Source organism: Aeromonas sp. FL131, from assembly GCF_049860615.1.
Lineage (GTDB): Bacteria > Pseudomonadota > Gammaproteobacteria > Enterobacterales > Aeromonadaceae > Aeromonas > Aeromonas hydrophila.
The window spans coordinates 4883217-4896876 of sequence record NZ_CP187595.1 but is presented as its reverse complement, the minus strand read 5'-3'; the positions used below and the strand labels follow the sequence as shown (position 1 = coordinate 4896876).

Sequence of the window (13660 nt, the reverse complement as noted above, 5' to 3'; positions counted from 1 at the left end):
AGTGCAACACAAGGTGATAGTGGTACTTGTGGATGGCCTCTCTGCCGAGGTAGCCCATTGCATGGGCTACCTCGCAGGCATGGTGGAGGCGGGCCAGGGGTTGCAGGCAACCCTGAGCTGCGCTCTGCCCTCCCTCTCCCGGCCCCTCTACGAGTGCATCCTGACCGGGGCGACGCCAGTGGAGAGCGGCATCACCCACAACGGGGTGAGCCGTCTCAGCCGGCAGGAGTCCATCTTCCATCTGGCCCGGGCAGGCGGTAAACGCACCGCGGCGGCGGCCTACCACTGGGTGAGCGAGCTCTACAACCAGAGCCCCTGGCAAGCGGCCCGCGATCGCTTCACCCATGACGAGCGGCTGCCCATCCAGCACGGCTGCTTCTACTGGGATGACGGCTACCCCGACAGCCATCTGCTGATGGACGGCGAGTGGCTGCGCAGCCAGTACGACCCCGATTTCCTGCTGATCCACCCGATGGGGGTGGATGATGCCGGCCACCAGTTTGGTCTCGACTCCCGCCAGTACCGCAATCAGGCGCGCCGGATGGACAGCCTGCTGGCCGACCTGCTGCCCCAGTGGCTGGCGGAGGGGTATCAGGTGGTGATCACCTCGGATCACGGCATGAACAACGACTTGAGCCACGGCGGCACCCTGGCCGAGGAGCGCCGGGTACCGCTCTGGCTGTTTGGCGATGCGTTTGTGGCCCAGTGGCCCGCCGGCACCGCCATGCAGCAGACCCAGCTCTGCGCCCTGATGGCAGACCTGCTGGGGGTGCCCCACGACAAGCCGAGCGGCCCGCCGCTGCTCAAGGCCGGCAACCTGCCGGAGGTACACTGATGATGCCCGCCACCACCGAGATCCTGGCGGATCAACCCGCCATCACCCGGCGCCGGCCGCGCCGCCACTGGCTGCCGGCCCTGGTGCTGCTGCCGTTTGTCCTCTTGATGATCCTGTTCCAGCTCGCCCCCATGGTGTGGGTGCTGGTGGGCAGTTTTCAGACCCCGGATGGCTGGGGCCTCGACTACTACCGGGAGATTTTGAGTTCCCCCTTCTACCTGCAATCGTTCGGCAACTCGCTGCGCATCGCCGGTATCGCCAGTCTGGCGGGGCTTGCCATCGGCACGCTCGGGGCGGCCGCACTGCGCCACAGCGGCGAGCGGGTCAAACGGGTGCTGCTGGCCTTCGTCACCATGACCGGCAACTTCAGCGGCGTGCCGCTGGCGTTCGCCTTCATCATCATTCTCGGCATCAACGGTGCGGTCACTCTGCTGCTGAAATCCTGGGGCCTCATCGACGGCTTCAACCTCTACTCGGGCAGCGGCCTCATCCTCATCTACACCTACTTCCAGATCCCGCTCGCGTTGCTGCTGCTCTACCCGGCGTTCGATGCGCTGCAGGATGAGTGGCCGCAGGCCGCCGCACTGCTCGGCGCGAGCAAGGGGCAGTATGTGTGGCACGTGGCGCTGCCGGTGCTGACGCCTGCCCTGCTCGGCACCCTGATCATCCTGTTTGCCAACGCGGTGGGGGCCTATGCCTCCGCCTATGCCCTCACCACCGGCAACTTCAATCTGGTGACCATCCGGGTGGCCAGTCTGGTCTCCGGCGACATCTTCCTCGAACCCAATATGGCGGCGGCGCTGGCGGTGATCCTGATGGTGCTGCTGGGGGTAGTGACGGCCGCCAACCAGTGGCTGCTGAAAAAAAGCTATGTGAACAAGGGGCAATCCCATGCATGATTTGACGCCGCGCTGGCCCAAGTGGGTGCTGGGTGGGCTGGTCGCCACCCTGCTGTTACCGCTGCTGGCTACCTTTCTCTACTCCATCTCCACCCGCTGGGGGGCGACCCTGCTGCCGGACGGCTTTACCCTCGACTGGTACCTCAAACTGTGGGGTGACCCGCGCTTCCTAGCGGCGTTTGGCCGCAGCCTCTTGGTCTGCTTTGCTACCCTGCTGCTGGGGACCCTGGTGCTGGTGCCCACCGTGCTGGTGGTGGCCTACTACTTCCCCAGGCTGGATCCCTGGATGAACCTGCTGATCCTGCTCCCCTTCGCGGTGCCACCGGTGGTCTCCTCGGTCGGGTTGCTGCAGATCTACGCCGACGGCGTTCTGCCCATCATCGGCACGCCGTGGATCCTGATCGGCACCTGGTTCACCGTGGTGCTCCCCTTCATGTACCGGGCGCTGGCCAACAGTTTGCAGGGGGTGCCGCTGAAAGATCTGATGGATGCCGCCCATCTGCTGGGGGCAAGCAGTCGGCGCGCCTTCCTGCTGGTGGTGATCCCCTGTCTGCGCAAGGGGCTGCTGGCGGCGCTGTTTCTATCGCTCTCCTTCCTGCTCGGCGAGTTCGTGTTTGCCAACATGCTGGTGGGCACCCGTTACGAAACCCTACAGGTCTACCTCTACAACATGCGTGCGACTTCGGGCCACTTCACCAGCGCACTGGTGATGAGCTACTTCCTGCTGACCCTGCTGCTCACCTGGGCAGCGAACAGATTTCATCGGTGAATCAACATGTTCCATCTAGAAGTGAATCAACTGCACAAATCCTATGGCGACACCAAGGTGTTCGAGGGGATTGAATTCGGCATCCGCAAGGGGGAGCTGGTGACCCTGCTCGGCCCCTCCGGCTGTGGCAAGTCCACCCTGCTGCGGGCGCTGGCCGGGCTCACCCCGGTGGATGGTGGTCAGGTGCGGGTGGCCGGTGAAGACATCACCTGGCAGGAGCCCCAGAAGCGGGGCATCGGCATGGTGTTCCAGAGCTATGCGCTCTTCCCCAACATGACGGTGCGGGACAACGTCGCCTTTGGCCTCAAGATGAAGCCCCAGCCGGGACGGGATCTCGCCGCCAGCGTGCAGGAGGCGCTGGAACTGGTGGAGCTGACCGGCTTCGAGCGTCGCTATCCGGCCGAGCTCTCCGGCGGCCAGCGCCAGCGGGTGGCGCTGGCCCGGGCTCTGGTGGTGCAGCCGCGGATCCTGCTGCTGGACGAGCCGCTCTCGGCGCTGGATGCCCGCATCCGCCGCAGCCTGCGCCAGCAGATCCGCGAGATCCAGCAGCGCCTTGAGCTCACCACCATCTTCGTCACCCACGATCAGGAGGAGGCGCTGACCATGTCGGACCGGATCTTCCTGATGAACAAGGGATCCATCGTCCAGAGCGGCACGCCGGAGCAGATCTATACCCGTCCCGCCAGCGAGTTCGTGGCGAGCTTTATCGGCAACTACAACCTGCTCGATGGCGAACAGGCCAGCACCCTGTTCGGCCCCCGTGTTCAGGGCAAGCTGGCGCTGCGACCGGAGTCCCTCTCCCTGCTGCCGGCCGGTGCCCGTAGCGATGAACCTCACCTGCCGGGGGTTATCAGCGGGCAGCAACTGCTCGGCAACGTCATCCGCTATCAGGTGAGCTGTGCGGCGGGCCTGCTGACGGTGGACTGCCTCAACCGCTGTGCCGGCGATCTGCTGGCCGTGGGCAGCGCCGTGACCCTGGTGGTGGCCCGGGATCAGCTCTGTGAGGTAGCATGACACCGCATTTCATTTCCATTTTTACTGCGAGGAGCGCCCATGGCACTGGCACTGTTTGATCTGGACGAGACCCTGATTGCCGGGGATTCCGCCAGCCTCTGGCTGGCGTACATGGTGGCCGAGGAGCTGGCTCCGGCCAGCATGATCGCCGAGGAGCAGGCGATGATGTCCCTCTACCATCAGGGCAAGATGGACATGCACCAGTACATGGCCTTCACCCTGCAACCGCTGGCAGGCAAGACGCGCCAGTGGCTCGACTCGCTCTGCACCCGCTTTGCCGAGCAGGTACTGCGCGATCGTATCTATCCGGAGGGGTTGGCACGCATCGAGTGGCACCGCCAGCGCGGTGACGAGCTGGTGCTCATCTCCGCCTCCGGCGAGCATCTGGTGGCCCCCATGGCGCAGATGCTGGGGATGGATCACTGCGTGGCCATCCTGCTCGACGAGGAGGCCGGCATGCTGACCGGCCAGACCCGCGGCACCCTCAGCTTTCGCGAGGGCAAGGTGGCCCGTATCAACCAGCTGTTTGCCGCCAGCGCCAACCCCTGGCGGGAGAGCCACGGCTACAGCGACTCCCACAACGACCTGCCGCTGCTGCAGGCGGTGACCCACCCCCACGCGGTCAACCCGGCGCCCGGTCTGCGTCAGATCGCCATCGAGCAGGCCTGGCCGACCCTCGACTGGCAGCTGGCCTCCTGAATGAAGAAGAGGCCCTCAGGCCTCTTCCTTGCTCAGCAGTGCATCGTCGGCAGGGGGGGCATCCTCCTGTCTCTTCGCCTCCGGCTTGCCCAGATAGATGCGGTTCTTGCCGTCGCGTTTGGCCCGGTACACCTCGGCATCGGCGATCTCCAGCAGCGTCTTGCCATCCATCCCCGCCTGACTGGCCACCAGCCCGCCGCTGAAGGTGATCCTGAGCTCGGGCTCGCGCCAGTCCAGTGACTCCACCCCCTTGCGGAACTGCTCCAGCAGCATCTGGCAGAAGTGGATGTCCGGGTTGACCAGCAGCACCACCAGCTCCTCGCCACCGTAGCGACAGACCCAGCCGTGATCCCCCAGCAGTCGCATGCCCAGCTTGGACACCCGCTTGAGCACCACGTCCCCGGTCTGATGGCCGAAGGTGTCGTTGACCCGCTTGAAATCGTCCAGATCCACCATGGCCAGGCAGAACGGCTGATGCTCGAACAGCAGACGATTGACGCGTTCGTCGAAGAAACGGCGGTTGTAGAGGCCGGTCAGCTTGTCGAGGTTGGCCTGCTGGCGCGCCTCGTGATAATCCTTGCTCACCTCCGCCAGCTCGGCATAGACGTGTCTGAGCTCGCGCATCCCCCCCTGCGGCACGTCATCGGGCTGCATCCGACTCGCCCGGATCATGCTGGAGATCTCGTCGAGCATGCGGCGAAAATAGCGGGACCAGACCAGCGCCAGCATCATGTAGAGCACGCAGGCCAGCGCCACCATCAGCTGCACGTTGAGGGAGACCCGCTCCACCACCGCCATCACGCTGGCCGCCGGCTGCACGCTGATCAGCACCCAGTTGCGCTCGGGCAGCTTGCTGTAGGCCACGAATTGGCTGGATGCCTTGTCCAGAAAGATGCCGTCCTCCTGACTGAAGCGGGAGAGCCACTCGGGATGGGCCATGGGTTTGAGCAGTTGAGCAGTGTCAGGATGTGCCAGCACCTTGCCGGACTGGTTGACGACCATCTGGTAGCCGTCTCCCAGCTGGCGATTCAGCTGGGCGGAAAAGGGGGCCAGGATGGCATCCATCGCAAACACCCCGCGCACCTTGCCATCCCGGTCGGTCAGGGCCCGCGCCAAGGCGATCACCAGGTTGCCGTTGGTGTAGTCGTAATAGGGCTCGGTCCAGACCATCTTGCCCACGTGCTGGCTGGCCAGCTGATACCAGGGGCGAACCCTGGGATCGAAGTTGGCATCTGCCTGCCAGGCGGGGTAGATCAGCATCTGGCGTTCGGCGGTACCGATGTAGATGTAGACCAGGTCGGCCATGACCCCCTTGTAGAGCTGCCACTCCTTCAGATAGGTCTCGGTGTTGTGCAGACGGGGGCCGCTGATGTCCGCCACCTGCACCTGATCGTAGATGAGGGTGAACTGGCGTTCCATCTCGTGCAGATAGGGTTCGATGAAGACGTGGCGCAGCTGGTGATTGGTGGCGAGCAGGCGCTGCTGCAACTCGTTTTGCAGGCTGCGCTCCATGTGCAGGTAGTAGATACCCCCCAGCATCAATACCGGGATGAACAGCAGAAGCAGGCCCAGACGCATCCGGGCAACCAGGGACCAGGTTTTTTTGGAGACCGCTCGTTTATCCAATCCTGACTCCTGCTATTGCCAGACAACGCGTAGTGTCAGAATATCAGCAGCGCGAGATGGCGTCCAAAGGGAAGCTGACCATCTGCTCAACGAGAGGTAATCGACAAGGATGCTGAACCCGGATCTGTTGATGGCGCTGCACTACTGCGCCGTGATCACCCTGACCGGAGCGATCACCTCCGAATATTTTCTGTTCCGTCGCGGCATGTCCATCGAGCAGGTGCGCAAGCTGCTGCTGGCCGACGGCCTGGCGGCGCTGGCCCTGCTGCTCATCTTCATCACCGGGGTGTTGCAGGTCCTCGCCCACCCCGACGAGCCCTCCGTGCTGCTCGCCAATCCGGGCTACCGCACCAAGCTGCTGCTGTTCTGCGTGATGGCCATCAGCTTTGGCTATCCCAGCCGTCTCTTCTACCGCTGGCGCCGCTCCCTGCGCCAGGGGCGCGCCCCCATGGTTTCCATCCAGCAGCAGTTCTGGGTGATCTGGATCCTGCGCGGCAATCTGTTGCTGCTTGCCCTCATCCCCCTGCTGGCCGGCATCGCCAACGGTTGAGCCGCACGCTCTGTGGCAAGGCCGTGGGATAACCGTTCACACTGCCAACCTCATCGACAGCTAAAGACAAATCCCCCCGCGCACGGTTATCTTGGAGGCTGGAGTTTTGCGGCACGGCCCTGCCCGTCCGTCTTTCAGGGATGAATCTATGCGTTCGAACATGATGTTATTGATGGCCGCCGCCATCTGGGGGCTGGGCTTCGTGGCCCAGCGACTCGGGATGGACCACATGGGGCCTTACACCTTCAACGGCCTGCGCTTTCTGCTGGGGGCCGCCTCTCTGCTGCCGCTACTGTGGTGGCTCAAGTCCCGGCAACCTACCGCACAGCCCGGTGATCGGCGTCTGCTGCTGACCGGCGGCCTCATCGCCGGTACCGTGCTGTTCAGCGCCGCCTCGCTGCAACAGGTGGGGCTGCTCTACACCACGGCAGCCAAGGCGGGTTTCATTACCGGTCTCTACATCATACTGGTGCCGGTGATCGGGCTCGCCCTGCGCCACAAGACAGGGGCCAACACCTGGGTTGGCGCCCTCATCGCCATGGCGGGGCTCTACTACCTCAGCGTCACCGAGGATTTCACCATCGGCTACGGCGACCTGCTGCAGGTGGTGGGTGCCCTGTTCTGGGCCGTACACCTGCTGGTGCTGGATCACTACTCGAGCCGGGTCGCTCCCATTCGCCTCGCCGGCGTTCAGTTCGTGGTGTGCGGCCTGCTCAGTCTGGGCACGGCGCTGGTTATCGAGACCCCCAGTCTGAGCGGCGCGGTGGCCGGCTGGCAGGCCCTGCTCTATGCCGGCCTGGTGTCGGTTGGGGTGGGCTACACCCTGCAGGTGGTGGGGCAGCGCGGCGCCCATCCGGCTCATGCCGCCATCATCCTTAGCCTGGAGACGGTGTTCGCCGCCATCGGTGGCGTGCTGTTGCTGGGGGAAACCCTCGACGAGCGGGCCATGGTGGGCTGCGCCCTGATGCTGGCAGGTATGCTGATCTCCCAGATCCGGCTGCGCTGGTGGTGGAAGTCTCGGCGGGACAAGGTGCCCAGCCAGCCCTAGCCGAGTGGGCCAGCTTCGGCCTGTCGTCTGATGCTGGCCCATATGCCTGATCTCCCAGATCAGGCTGCGTTGGTGGTGGAAATCCCGGCGGGACAAGGTGCCCAGCCAGCCCTGATACGGTCGCAGCCGACAGCGCAAGCGACCGGTCTCCATCCCAAATAAAACGAGGCGCCCAGGGCGCCTCGTTTTATGGCCGCACGCCTAGCGCACGCTGGAGCAGAAGCTCACGTCGTCGCGCAGGGGATCGTTGCTCACGCTGTGGTAGAGCTCGAAGCAGGGGCCGCTGCCAAACTCCAGCCCGGCTGCCACTATGTCACCCACATGCTCCTGCCAGCGCGGTCCGTACTGGTTGCGGTCGGTGATGAGGTAACGGGACTGGGCATAACGGCCAGCCGGAATGAGCTGGGTCTCTACCTCGCCCTCACCCCGGGTCTGGGGCGGCACAGTGATGCCGATGTCGGTGCGGCACTGGGCCGGCGGCGTCACCTCCGGGTTGTCGTGGTAGATGAAGATCCACTCCCCGCCCTCCAGCCCGCGCGCAGCGGCCCACTGGTGCAGGCGGCCACAGACGGCATCATAACCCTCGCCATAGGGACCGGTGACCCGGATATAGGCCAGGGTGCGGGCGTCCATCTCGACAGTTTTCATGGTGTTGCTCCTTGCTGATGAGTGGCCTTCAGCATAAGGGGACGGGCCATCCCATGCGTGTCCATCCTTGCTCTCCAGGTGTCCATTCTTGCTCTTGTCACTGCGAAACGCGCCCGGTGTGCAGCCATAGTAGCGACGAAAGGCCTTGGCAAACGCCTGGGAGCTGCCTAGCCCCGCCCCCAGTGCGATGGCGGTGATGCTGGCATCGGTGTAGCGCAATTGCCAGGCGGCCCGCTGCATCCGCAAGCGCCGGCACATCTCCCCCGGCGCCTCGCCCGCCACGGCGGTGAACACCCGGTGAAAATGGTAGAGGGAGAGGCAGGCCCGCTCCGCCAGCGCCTCGATGGAGAGATCCGGATCCTGCTCCAGCGCCCGCAGCACCGGGATGAGCCGGCGGCGGTAGTCGATCATGGCCGGATCCTCGCCATGTAGAGGGCATCCACGTACTCCCCCTGACGAAAGGCGTAGCCACGGGCCAGCCCCTCCTCGACGAAACCGAACTTGCGATAGAGCGCCAGTGCCCCCTGATTGTCGGTGTAGACGGTGAGCTCGACGCGTTGCAGGTTGAGCCAGTTGTCGGCCATCTCCAGCGCGGCCCCCAGCAGGGCGGAGCCCACTCCCTTGCCGGCCCAGTCGTCCCGCACCCCCATGCCGATACAGGCCACGTGCTTGCGCCTGGGGTTGGGCTCCATATGCAGCGAGAGCTGGCCCACCAGCAGGCCGTCGACTTCGGCCACCAGCGCCACCACGCTGCCGCTCTCCAGCCGCTTCTGCCAGACGCCCAGGGTTGGATAGGGCAGTTGCAGGGTGCCCGCCTGGGCGTTGGGCATGGCATAGAGATCCCGCAAGGCGGGGGCATCGGCCGGTTCGGCGTGACGAATGGTGATCTGCATCTGAGGCTCCTTCTCGAAAACCTCATCATGCAGCATCAGAAGGGTCCGGTCATCCCCCCAGCCCCACCCATTTGTGATGCCTATCAAAGGGCGAGGGAGGGCCCATTGGTGCCCTGGTTTTTCCTTGTTATAGACTCAAGGCTCACCAACAAGGAGAAGCACCATGAACGACAAGACCCTGCACAGTGCCAATGGCGCCCCCGTTGTCGACAACAACAACAGTCTCACCGCTGGCCCCCGCGGCCCGGTGCTGATGCAAGACATCTGGTTGATGGAAAAGTTGGCTCACTTCGATCGGGAACGGATCCCGGAGCGGGTGGTTCACGCTAAAGGCTCGGGCGCCTACGGCACCTTTACCGTGACCCATGACATCAGCGCCTTCAGCAAGGCCGACCTGTTCAATGCCGTCGGCAAGCAGACCCCGGTGTTCCTGCGCTTCTCCACCGTGGCCGGTGAGAAGGGCGCCGCCGACGCAGAACGCGACGTGCGCGGCTTCGCCCTCAAGTTTTACACCGAGCAGGGCAACTGGGACCTGGTGGGCAACAACACCCCGGTGTTCTTCATTCGCGATCCGCTGAAATTCCCCGACTTCATCCACACCCAGAAGCGGGATCCGCGCACCAACCTGCGCAGCGCCACCGCCGCCTGGGACTTCTGGTCCCGCCATCCCGAGTCCCTGCATCAGGTCACCATACTGTTCAGCGATCGCGGCATCCCCAAGAGCCTGCGCGAGATGAACGGCTACGGCAGCCACACCTTCAGCTTCATCAACGACGCCAACGAGCGCTTCTGGGTCAAGTTCCACTTCAAGACCGAGCAGGGCCACAGCTTCTACACCGATGAAGAGGCCGCCACCGCCGTCGGTCAGGATCGGGAGACCAGTCAGGCCGACCTGTTCAACGCCATCGAACGGGGCGACTTCCCGCGCTGGAAGGTCTATGTGCAGGTGATGCCGGAGGCCGAGGCCCAGACCTACCAGATCCATCCGTTCGACCTCACCAAGGTGTGGCCGCACAGCGACTACCCGCTGATCCCGGTCGGCGTGCTGGAGCTCAACCAGAACCCGGACAACTACTTCGCCCACGTGGAGCAGGCCGCCTTCACCCCGGCCAACGTGGTGCCCGGCATCGGCTTCTCGCCGGATCGCATGCTGCAGGGCCGGCTGTTCTCCTACGGTGACACCCAGCGCTATCGCCTCGGCGTCAACCACGGCCTGCTGCCGGTCAACGCCCCGCGCTGCCCGTTCCACCACGGTGCCCACCGCGACGGAGCCATGCGGGCCGACAGCAACGGCGGCGCCAGCCCCAACTACCAACCGAACCGCTTCGGCACCCAGCAGCCGAGCGAGCAGCACGAGCCGGCGCTGAGCCTGGAAGGGGCCGCCCTGCACTACGATTTTCGCGACTACGACAGCGACTACTACAGCCAGCCGGGCAACCTGTTCCGGATCATGGACGAAGGGCAGCGCTCGCGCCTCGCCGCCAACCTGGCGCGTTCCCTCGTCAACGTGGAGGATGACGCCATCGTCGCGGCCCAGCTCAAGCACTTCGAGCAGGCCGACCCCGAGTACGCCAAGCGGGTCGAGCTGGCGCTGGCCGCCCTGCAGCGCTAAGTCGCAGGCAGCCAACATCTGCAAAAGCAAAACGGGGGCCTGCTGGCCCCCGTTCTCGTCATGACGGTATTTGATAAATAGAAAAACGGAGCCCAGGGCTCCGTTTTCACTGCTTCATCAGTCCCGGACGCAGCGCCCTCGCGCTCTTCCCGCTCCCTTGCCAACAGGCGTTTGTGCCACCCGTTACGGCAACCATGCTGTGCATAGGAAGAGTGTCACAGTGATCGTCTGCGGTGATGAATAAAAAACAGAGCCCAAGGCTCTGTTTTCACTGCTGTATCAATCCCGGACGGAACGCGCTTCGCGCTCTTCCCGCTCCCTTGCCAACAGGCGTTTGTACCACCAGCTACTGCGACGACGTTGTGCATTGGAAGAGCGACGAGCCATTTCTTAGGTTCCAGCCAAGAGAGGAAAAGAGCCGCATTATGCGATAGAGGTCACGTCCATGTCTTTAGCTGGATCAAGAAAAGCCTCACTGACCGACGCTGATGGTACCGCTCTTCGTCGCCTTGCCGGCCGCATCCGACGCCCTTTGCGGCTCGCGCCAGGCCAGTGGCCCGTTGCTCTCCAGCTCGTTTTGCGGGGCGCACTCCAGCCAGCTGTCGCCCTGCTGGATCCTGGCCCCCAGCGAATATTTCTGATCCTGATACCAGCAGACTCGCTCCGGCAGCGAGCCCAGCGGCAACACCAGTTCGGCTCCCACTTCCGCCCGCTTTGGCTCTGCCGCCACGCCGGTGCCGGTCGCACCGCCCAGCAGCGCCAGCCACAGCCAGCCACCTACCCTCTTGCCCAGATACATGATGTCTCTCCTCACTCGATAGAAGGTTCAGGCGACCGGAAACGACACAAACTTGATTAATAAGCAGCGCCCTCGCTGGCATTCCCAAGCCAATATGATAGCCTGCCAGCGCCTGCTCATACCCGTCAAAACAGGTGCAGGAAAACCCCGGTGGATTTGTCGGTTCTCGACGAATATAACCTTATTAATCAAATCGTTATTTGGATATTATCCCAATGCGTATCATGCCGTTGCTCCAGGCGGCCTGCCTGAGCCTGATGTTGTCCGCCTGCGTCGCCCCCCTGTTGATGATGAGCCCCACCAGCCAGCTGATGTGGGCCCTGCTCAAACCCCTGGTCGGCTTCGATCCCAATGAAGCCAATCTGTTTGAACAGCCGCTGATCAAGGACCGGATGACCAGCATCCTCGGCCCCAATTACGACAGCACCATGCAGTTGCTCAAGACCGCCAACGAGCTGCAGCAGGAGGGGCCGCTGTTCTACGTGGTCTCCCGCTACGCCCCCGTGCCGGACGTCGCCAAGCAGGCCGGCATGGTGTGGAACTCACAGACCAACCAGATGTCCGTCATGCTGCTCAAGGGGGACGGTACGCCCCAGGTCTTTGGCGAGAACCTGGCGGCCAGCGCCCCGAGCTGGCCAACCGAGATGCAGAACTGGCAGACGCAGGGCAATCCGGCAACCAGCGCGCTCACCGGCGCCACCAACAGTCTGACTGGCTCGGCGACCAAGAGCCTGACCGGCGCCGCCACCACCAGCTCGGTATTTGGCAGCGTGTTGGGCTCCCTGCAGCAGGGCGCCAGCAAGACCATGGCTGACACCACCAAGCAGGTCGTGAACGGCGCCGCTACCTCGGCCCAGCAACAGGCCGGCAAGGCGGCCAGCAGCGCCACTGCCACCGTGCAGCAGCAGGCCACCAAGGCCGTGACCGAACCGGCCAAGCAAGCAGTCAGCAACGCCACCGTGCAGCAACAAGCTGCCAAGGCCGTGGCCGAGCCGGCCAAGCAGGCGGCCAGCAGCGCCACTGCCACCGTGCAGCAGCAGGCCACCAAGGCCGTGACCGAACCGGCCAAGCAGGCAGTCAGCAGCGCCACTGCCACCGTGCAGCAGCAGGCCACCAAGGCCGTGGCCGAGCCGGCCAAGCAGGCTGTCAGCAGCGCCACTGCCACCGTACAGCAGCAGGCCACCAAGGCCGTGGTCGAGCCCGCCAAGCAGGCGGTCAGCAGCGCCACCGCTACCGCAACAACGGCGGCGGATGCGGCTGCCAAGGCCGAGGCCGCGCGCGCCGCTGCCGAAGCCGAGATGGAAGCCCTGCTCAAGTAAGCCCCTCACCAGGCCATCGCAAGATGGCCTGGCTGTTTTCCACCCCCTCGCTCCCCACCACAACCCCTCACCGCCCACGCTACCGGGCGCGGGAAATCATGAACTTCTCGACATAGCCCCCTAAACTGGAAAGACGATTTGTTGCAAGGAGTGCTGCCATGTCGCGTCTGCTCAGCCTGATGATCTGCTGCTGTCTTGGCACAGCCCTGCCCGCCTCGGCGTTCACCTATTACTCCGAGCAGAACATGCCGTTCAACGGCCAGGATGAGCAGGGCAACAGCACCGGCCTGGCGGTGGAGCTGCTGAGGCTGATGTGGCAGGAGATGGGCGAGCCGGAGCAGCCCATCCACTTCATGCCCTGGGCCAAGGCCTGGTATCTGCTGACCCAGCAGCCGGATGCGGTGCTGTTCACCACAGCCCACACCCAGGCACGGGATCCGCACTTTCTCTGGGTCTGCCCCATCAGCCACTCGCGGGTCTCGCTGGTAGGGCGCAAGCGGGATGCCCCCAAGGTGACCGGCAAGGCCGATCTGACCAAGCTGCAGATCGGGGTCATGCAGGCGGACGTGGGGGAGCAGCTGCTGCTCAACCGGGGCATCAGCCCCACCAACCTGATGTCGGTGGAACGCATGGATCAGGTGGTGCGCCAGCTCATCATGGCCCGCACCGATCTGGTGGCCGGCAACGAGGTCATGCTGTTCCACCAGGCAAGGCAGCTCGGCTTTTCATCCGATACCTTCGTCACCGTCGCCACCCTGGCGGATCAGGACAACTGCTTCGCCTTCAACCCGGCGGCGGACAAACAGCAGGTCGCCCGCCTGCAGCAGGCGCTCGACAAGGTCAGACAGGGGGAGGCCTTCAAGCGCCTCATCGCCCGCTATCAGGATGTGGTCCAGTCACCACCGGCGGATCACCTGCCCACGATCGAATAAACCCAAGATGCAAACAG

The 13660-nt window shown here is 64.2% G+C and carries 14 protein-coding genes; 10 read left to right on the top strand and 4 right to left on the bottom strand.

Going from position 1 to position 13660, the window contains the following annotated elements; all coding sequences use genetic code 11:
- Window position 1 precedes the first annotated feature (1 nt).
- Genes ACPW75_RS22795 through ACPW75_RS22775 form a run of 5 tightly spaced genes read left to right on the top strand, consistent with a single transcriptional unit; the run spans window position 2 to window position 4216 of the window.
- Entirely contained in the window at window positions 2-835 is an 834-nt protein-coding gene (locus ACPW75_RS22795) for an alkaline phosphatase family protein (protein WP_077096473.1), read from the top strand.
- A complete protein-coding gene (locus tag ACPW75_RS22790; RefSeq protein WP_017410786.1) occupies window positions 835-1734 on the top strand; it encodes an ABC transporter permease in 900 nt (299 codons plus the stop codon). Before ACPW75_RS22795 ends, ACPW75_RS22790 begins: the two co-directional genes overlap by 1 nt.
- Window positions 1727-2503 (top strand): ABC transporter permease, encoded by a 777-nt coding sequence (locus ACPW75_RS22785; RefSeq protein ID WP_049048073.1) that lies wholly within the window; start codon window positions 1727-1729, stop codon window positions 2501-2503. Before ACPW75_RS22790 ends, ACPW75_RS22785 begins: the two co-directional genes overlap by 8 nt.
- Window positions 2504-2509: 6 nt before the next feature.
- Window positions 2510-3517: an ABC transporter ATP-binding protein gene (locus ACPW75_RS22780; RefSeq protein ID WP_077096472.1), complete on the top strand. Its 1008-nt coding sequence runs from the start codon at window positions 2510-2512 to the stop codon at window positions 3515-3517.
- A 39-nt stretch (window positions 3518-3556) separates the two neighbouring features.
- Window positions 3557-4216 (top strand): HAD family hydrolase, encoded by a 660-nt coding sequence (locus tag ACPW75_RS22775; RefSeq protein WP_029302555.1) that lies wholly within the window; start codon window positions 3557-3559, stop codon window positions 4214-4216.
- A 15-nt stretch (window positions 4217-4231) separates the two neighbouring features.
- On the opposite strand, the gene ACPW75_RS22770 is transcribed toward ACPW75_RS22775, so the two are convergent.
- On the bottom strand, window positions 4232-5842 hold the full coding sequence (locus ACPW75_RS22770) for a sensor domain-containing diguanylate cyclase (RefSeq protein WP_077096471.1): 1611 nt from the start codon (window positions 5840-5842) through the stop codon (window positions 4232-4234).
- A gap of 109 nt (window positions 5843-5951) precedes the next feature.
- On the opposite strand from ACPW75_RS22770, the gene ACPW75_RS22765 reads away from it, so the two are divergent.
- Together ACPW75_RS22765 and ACPW75_RS22760 are read left to right on the top strand one after the other, a co-directional pair.
- Window positions 5952-6392 (top strand): DUF2214 family protein, encoded by a 441-nt coding sequence (locus tag ACPW75_RS22765; protein WP_011707672.1) that lies wholly within the window; start codon window positions 5952-5954, stop codon window positions 6390-6392.
- A 148-nt stretch (window positions 6393-6540) separates the two neighbouring features.
- The gene (locus tag ACPW75_RS22760; protein ID WP_029302553.1) at window positions 6541-7440 is read left to right on the top strand and encodes a DMT family transporter; all 900 of its coding nucleotides are present in this window, start codon (window positions 6541-6543) and stop codon (window positions 7438-7440) included.
- Between the two features lie 201 nt (window positions 7441-7641).
- Here the strand turns inward: ACPW75_RS22760 and ACPW75_RS22755 are convergent, their stop codons facing one another.
- Both ACPW75_RS22755 and ACPW75_RS22750 read right to left on the bottom strand, forming a co-directional pair.
- Window positions 7642-8499 (bottom strand): AraC family transcriptional regulator, encoded by an 858-nt coding sequence (locus tag ACPW75_RS22755; RefSeq protein WP_043126659.1) that lies wholly within the window; start codon window positions 8497-8499, stop codon window positions 7642-7644.
- Window positions 8496-8981, bottom strand: coding sequence for a GNAT family N-acetyltransferase (locus ACPW75_RS22750; protein WP_017410779.1), 486 nt, complete (start codon window positions 8979-8981; stop codon window positions 8496-8498). Before ACPW75_RS22750 ends, ACPW75_RS22755 begins: the two co-directional genes overlap by 4 nt.
- Before the next feature lie 163 nt (window positions 8982-9144).
- Here ACPW75_RS22750 and ACPW75_RS22745 point away from each other — a divergent pair, with 163 nt between their 5' ends.
- Window positions 9145-10593, top strand: a complete 1449-nt coding sequence (locus tag ACPW75_RS22745; RefSeq protein ID WP_016352245.1) for a catalase — start codon at window positions 9145-9147, stop codon at window positions 10591-10593.
- 472 nt (window positions 10594-11065) lie between these two features.
- On the opposite strand, the gene ACPW75_RS22740 is transcribed toward ACPW75_RS22745, so the two are convergent.
- Complete coding sequence (locus tag ACPW75_RS22740) at window positions 11066-11392, bottom strand: YnjH family protein (protein ID WP_043167897.1); 327 nt, start codon at window positions 11390-11392, stop codon at window positions 11066-11068.
- A gap of 215 nt (window positions 11393-11607) precedes the next feature.
- On the opposite strand from ACPW75_RS22740, the gene ACPW75_RS22735 reads away from it, so the two are divergent.
- Together ACPW75_RS22735 and ACPW75_RS22730 are read left to right on the top strand one after the other, a co-directional pair.
- The gene (locus ACPW75_RS22735; RefSeq protein WP_077096470.1) at window positions 11608-12711 is read left to right on the top strand and encodes a hypothetical protein; all 1104 of its coding nucleotides are present in this window, start codon (window positions 11608-11610) and stop codon (window positions 12709-12711) included.
- A gap of 158 nt (window positions 12712-12869) precedes the next feature.
- The gene (locus ACPW75_RS22730; RefSeq protein WP_077096469.1) at window positions 12870-13643 is read left to right on the top strand and encodes a substrate-binding periplasmic protein; all 774 of its coding nucleotides are present in this window, start codon (window positions 12870-12872) and stop codon (window positions 13641-13643) included.
- The last annotated feature ends 17 nt before the right edge of the window (window positions 13644-13660 follow it).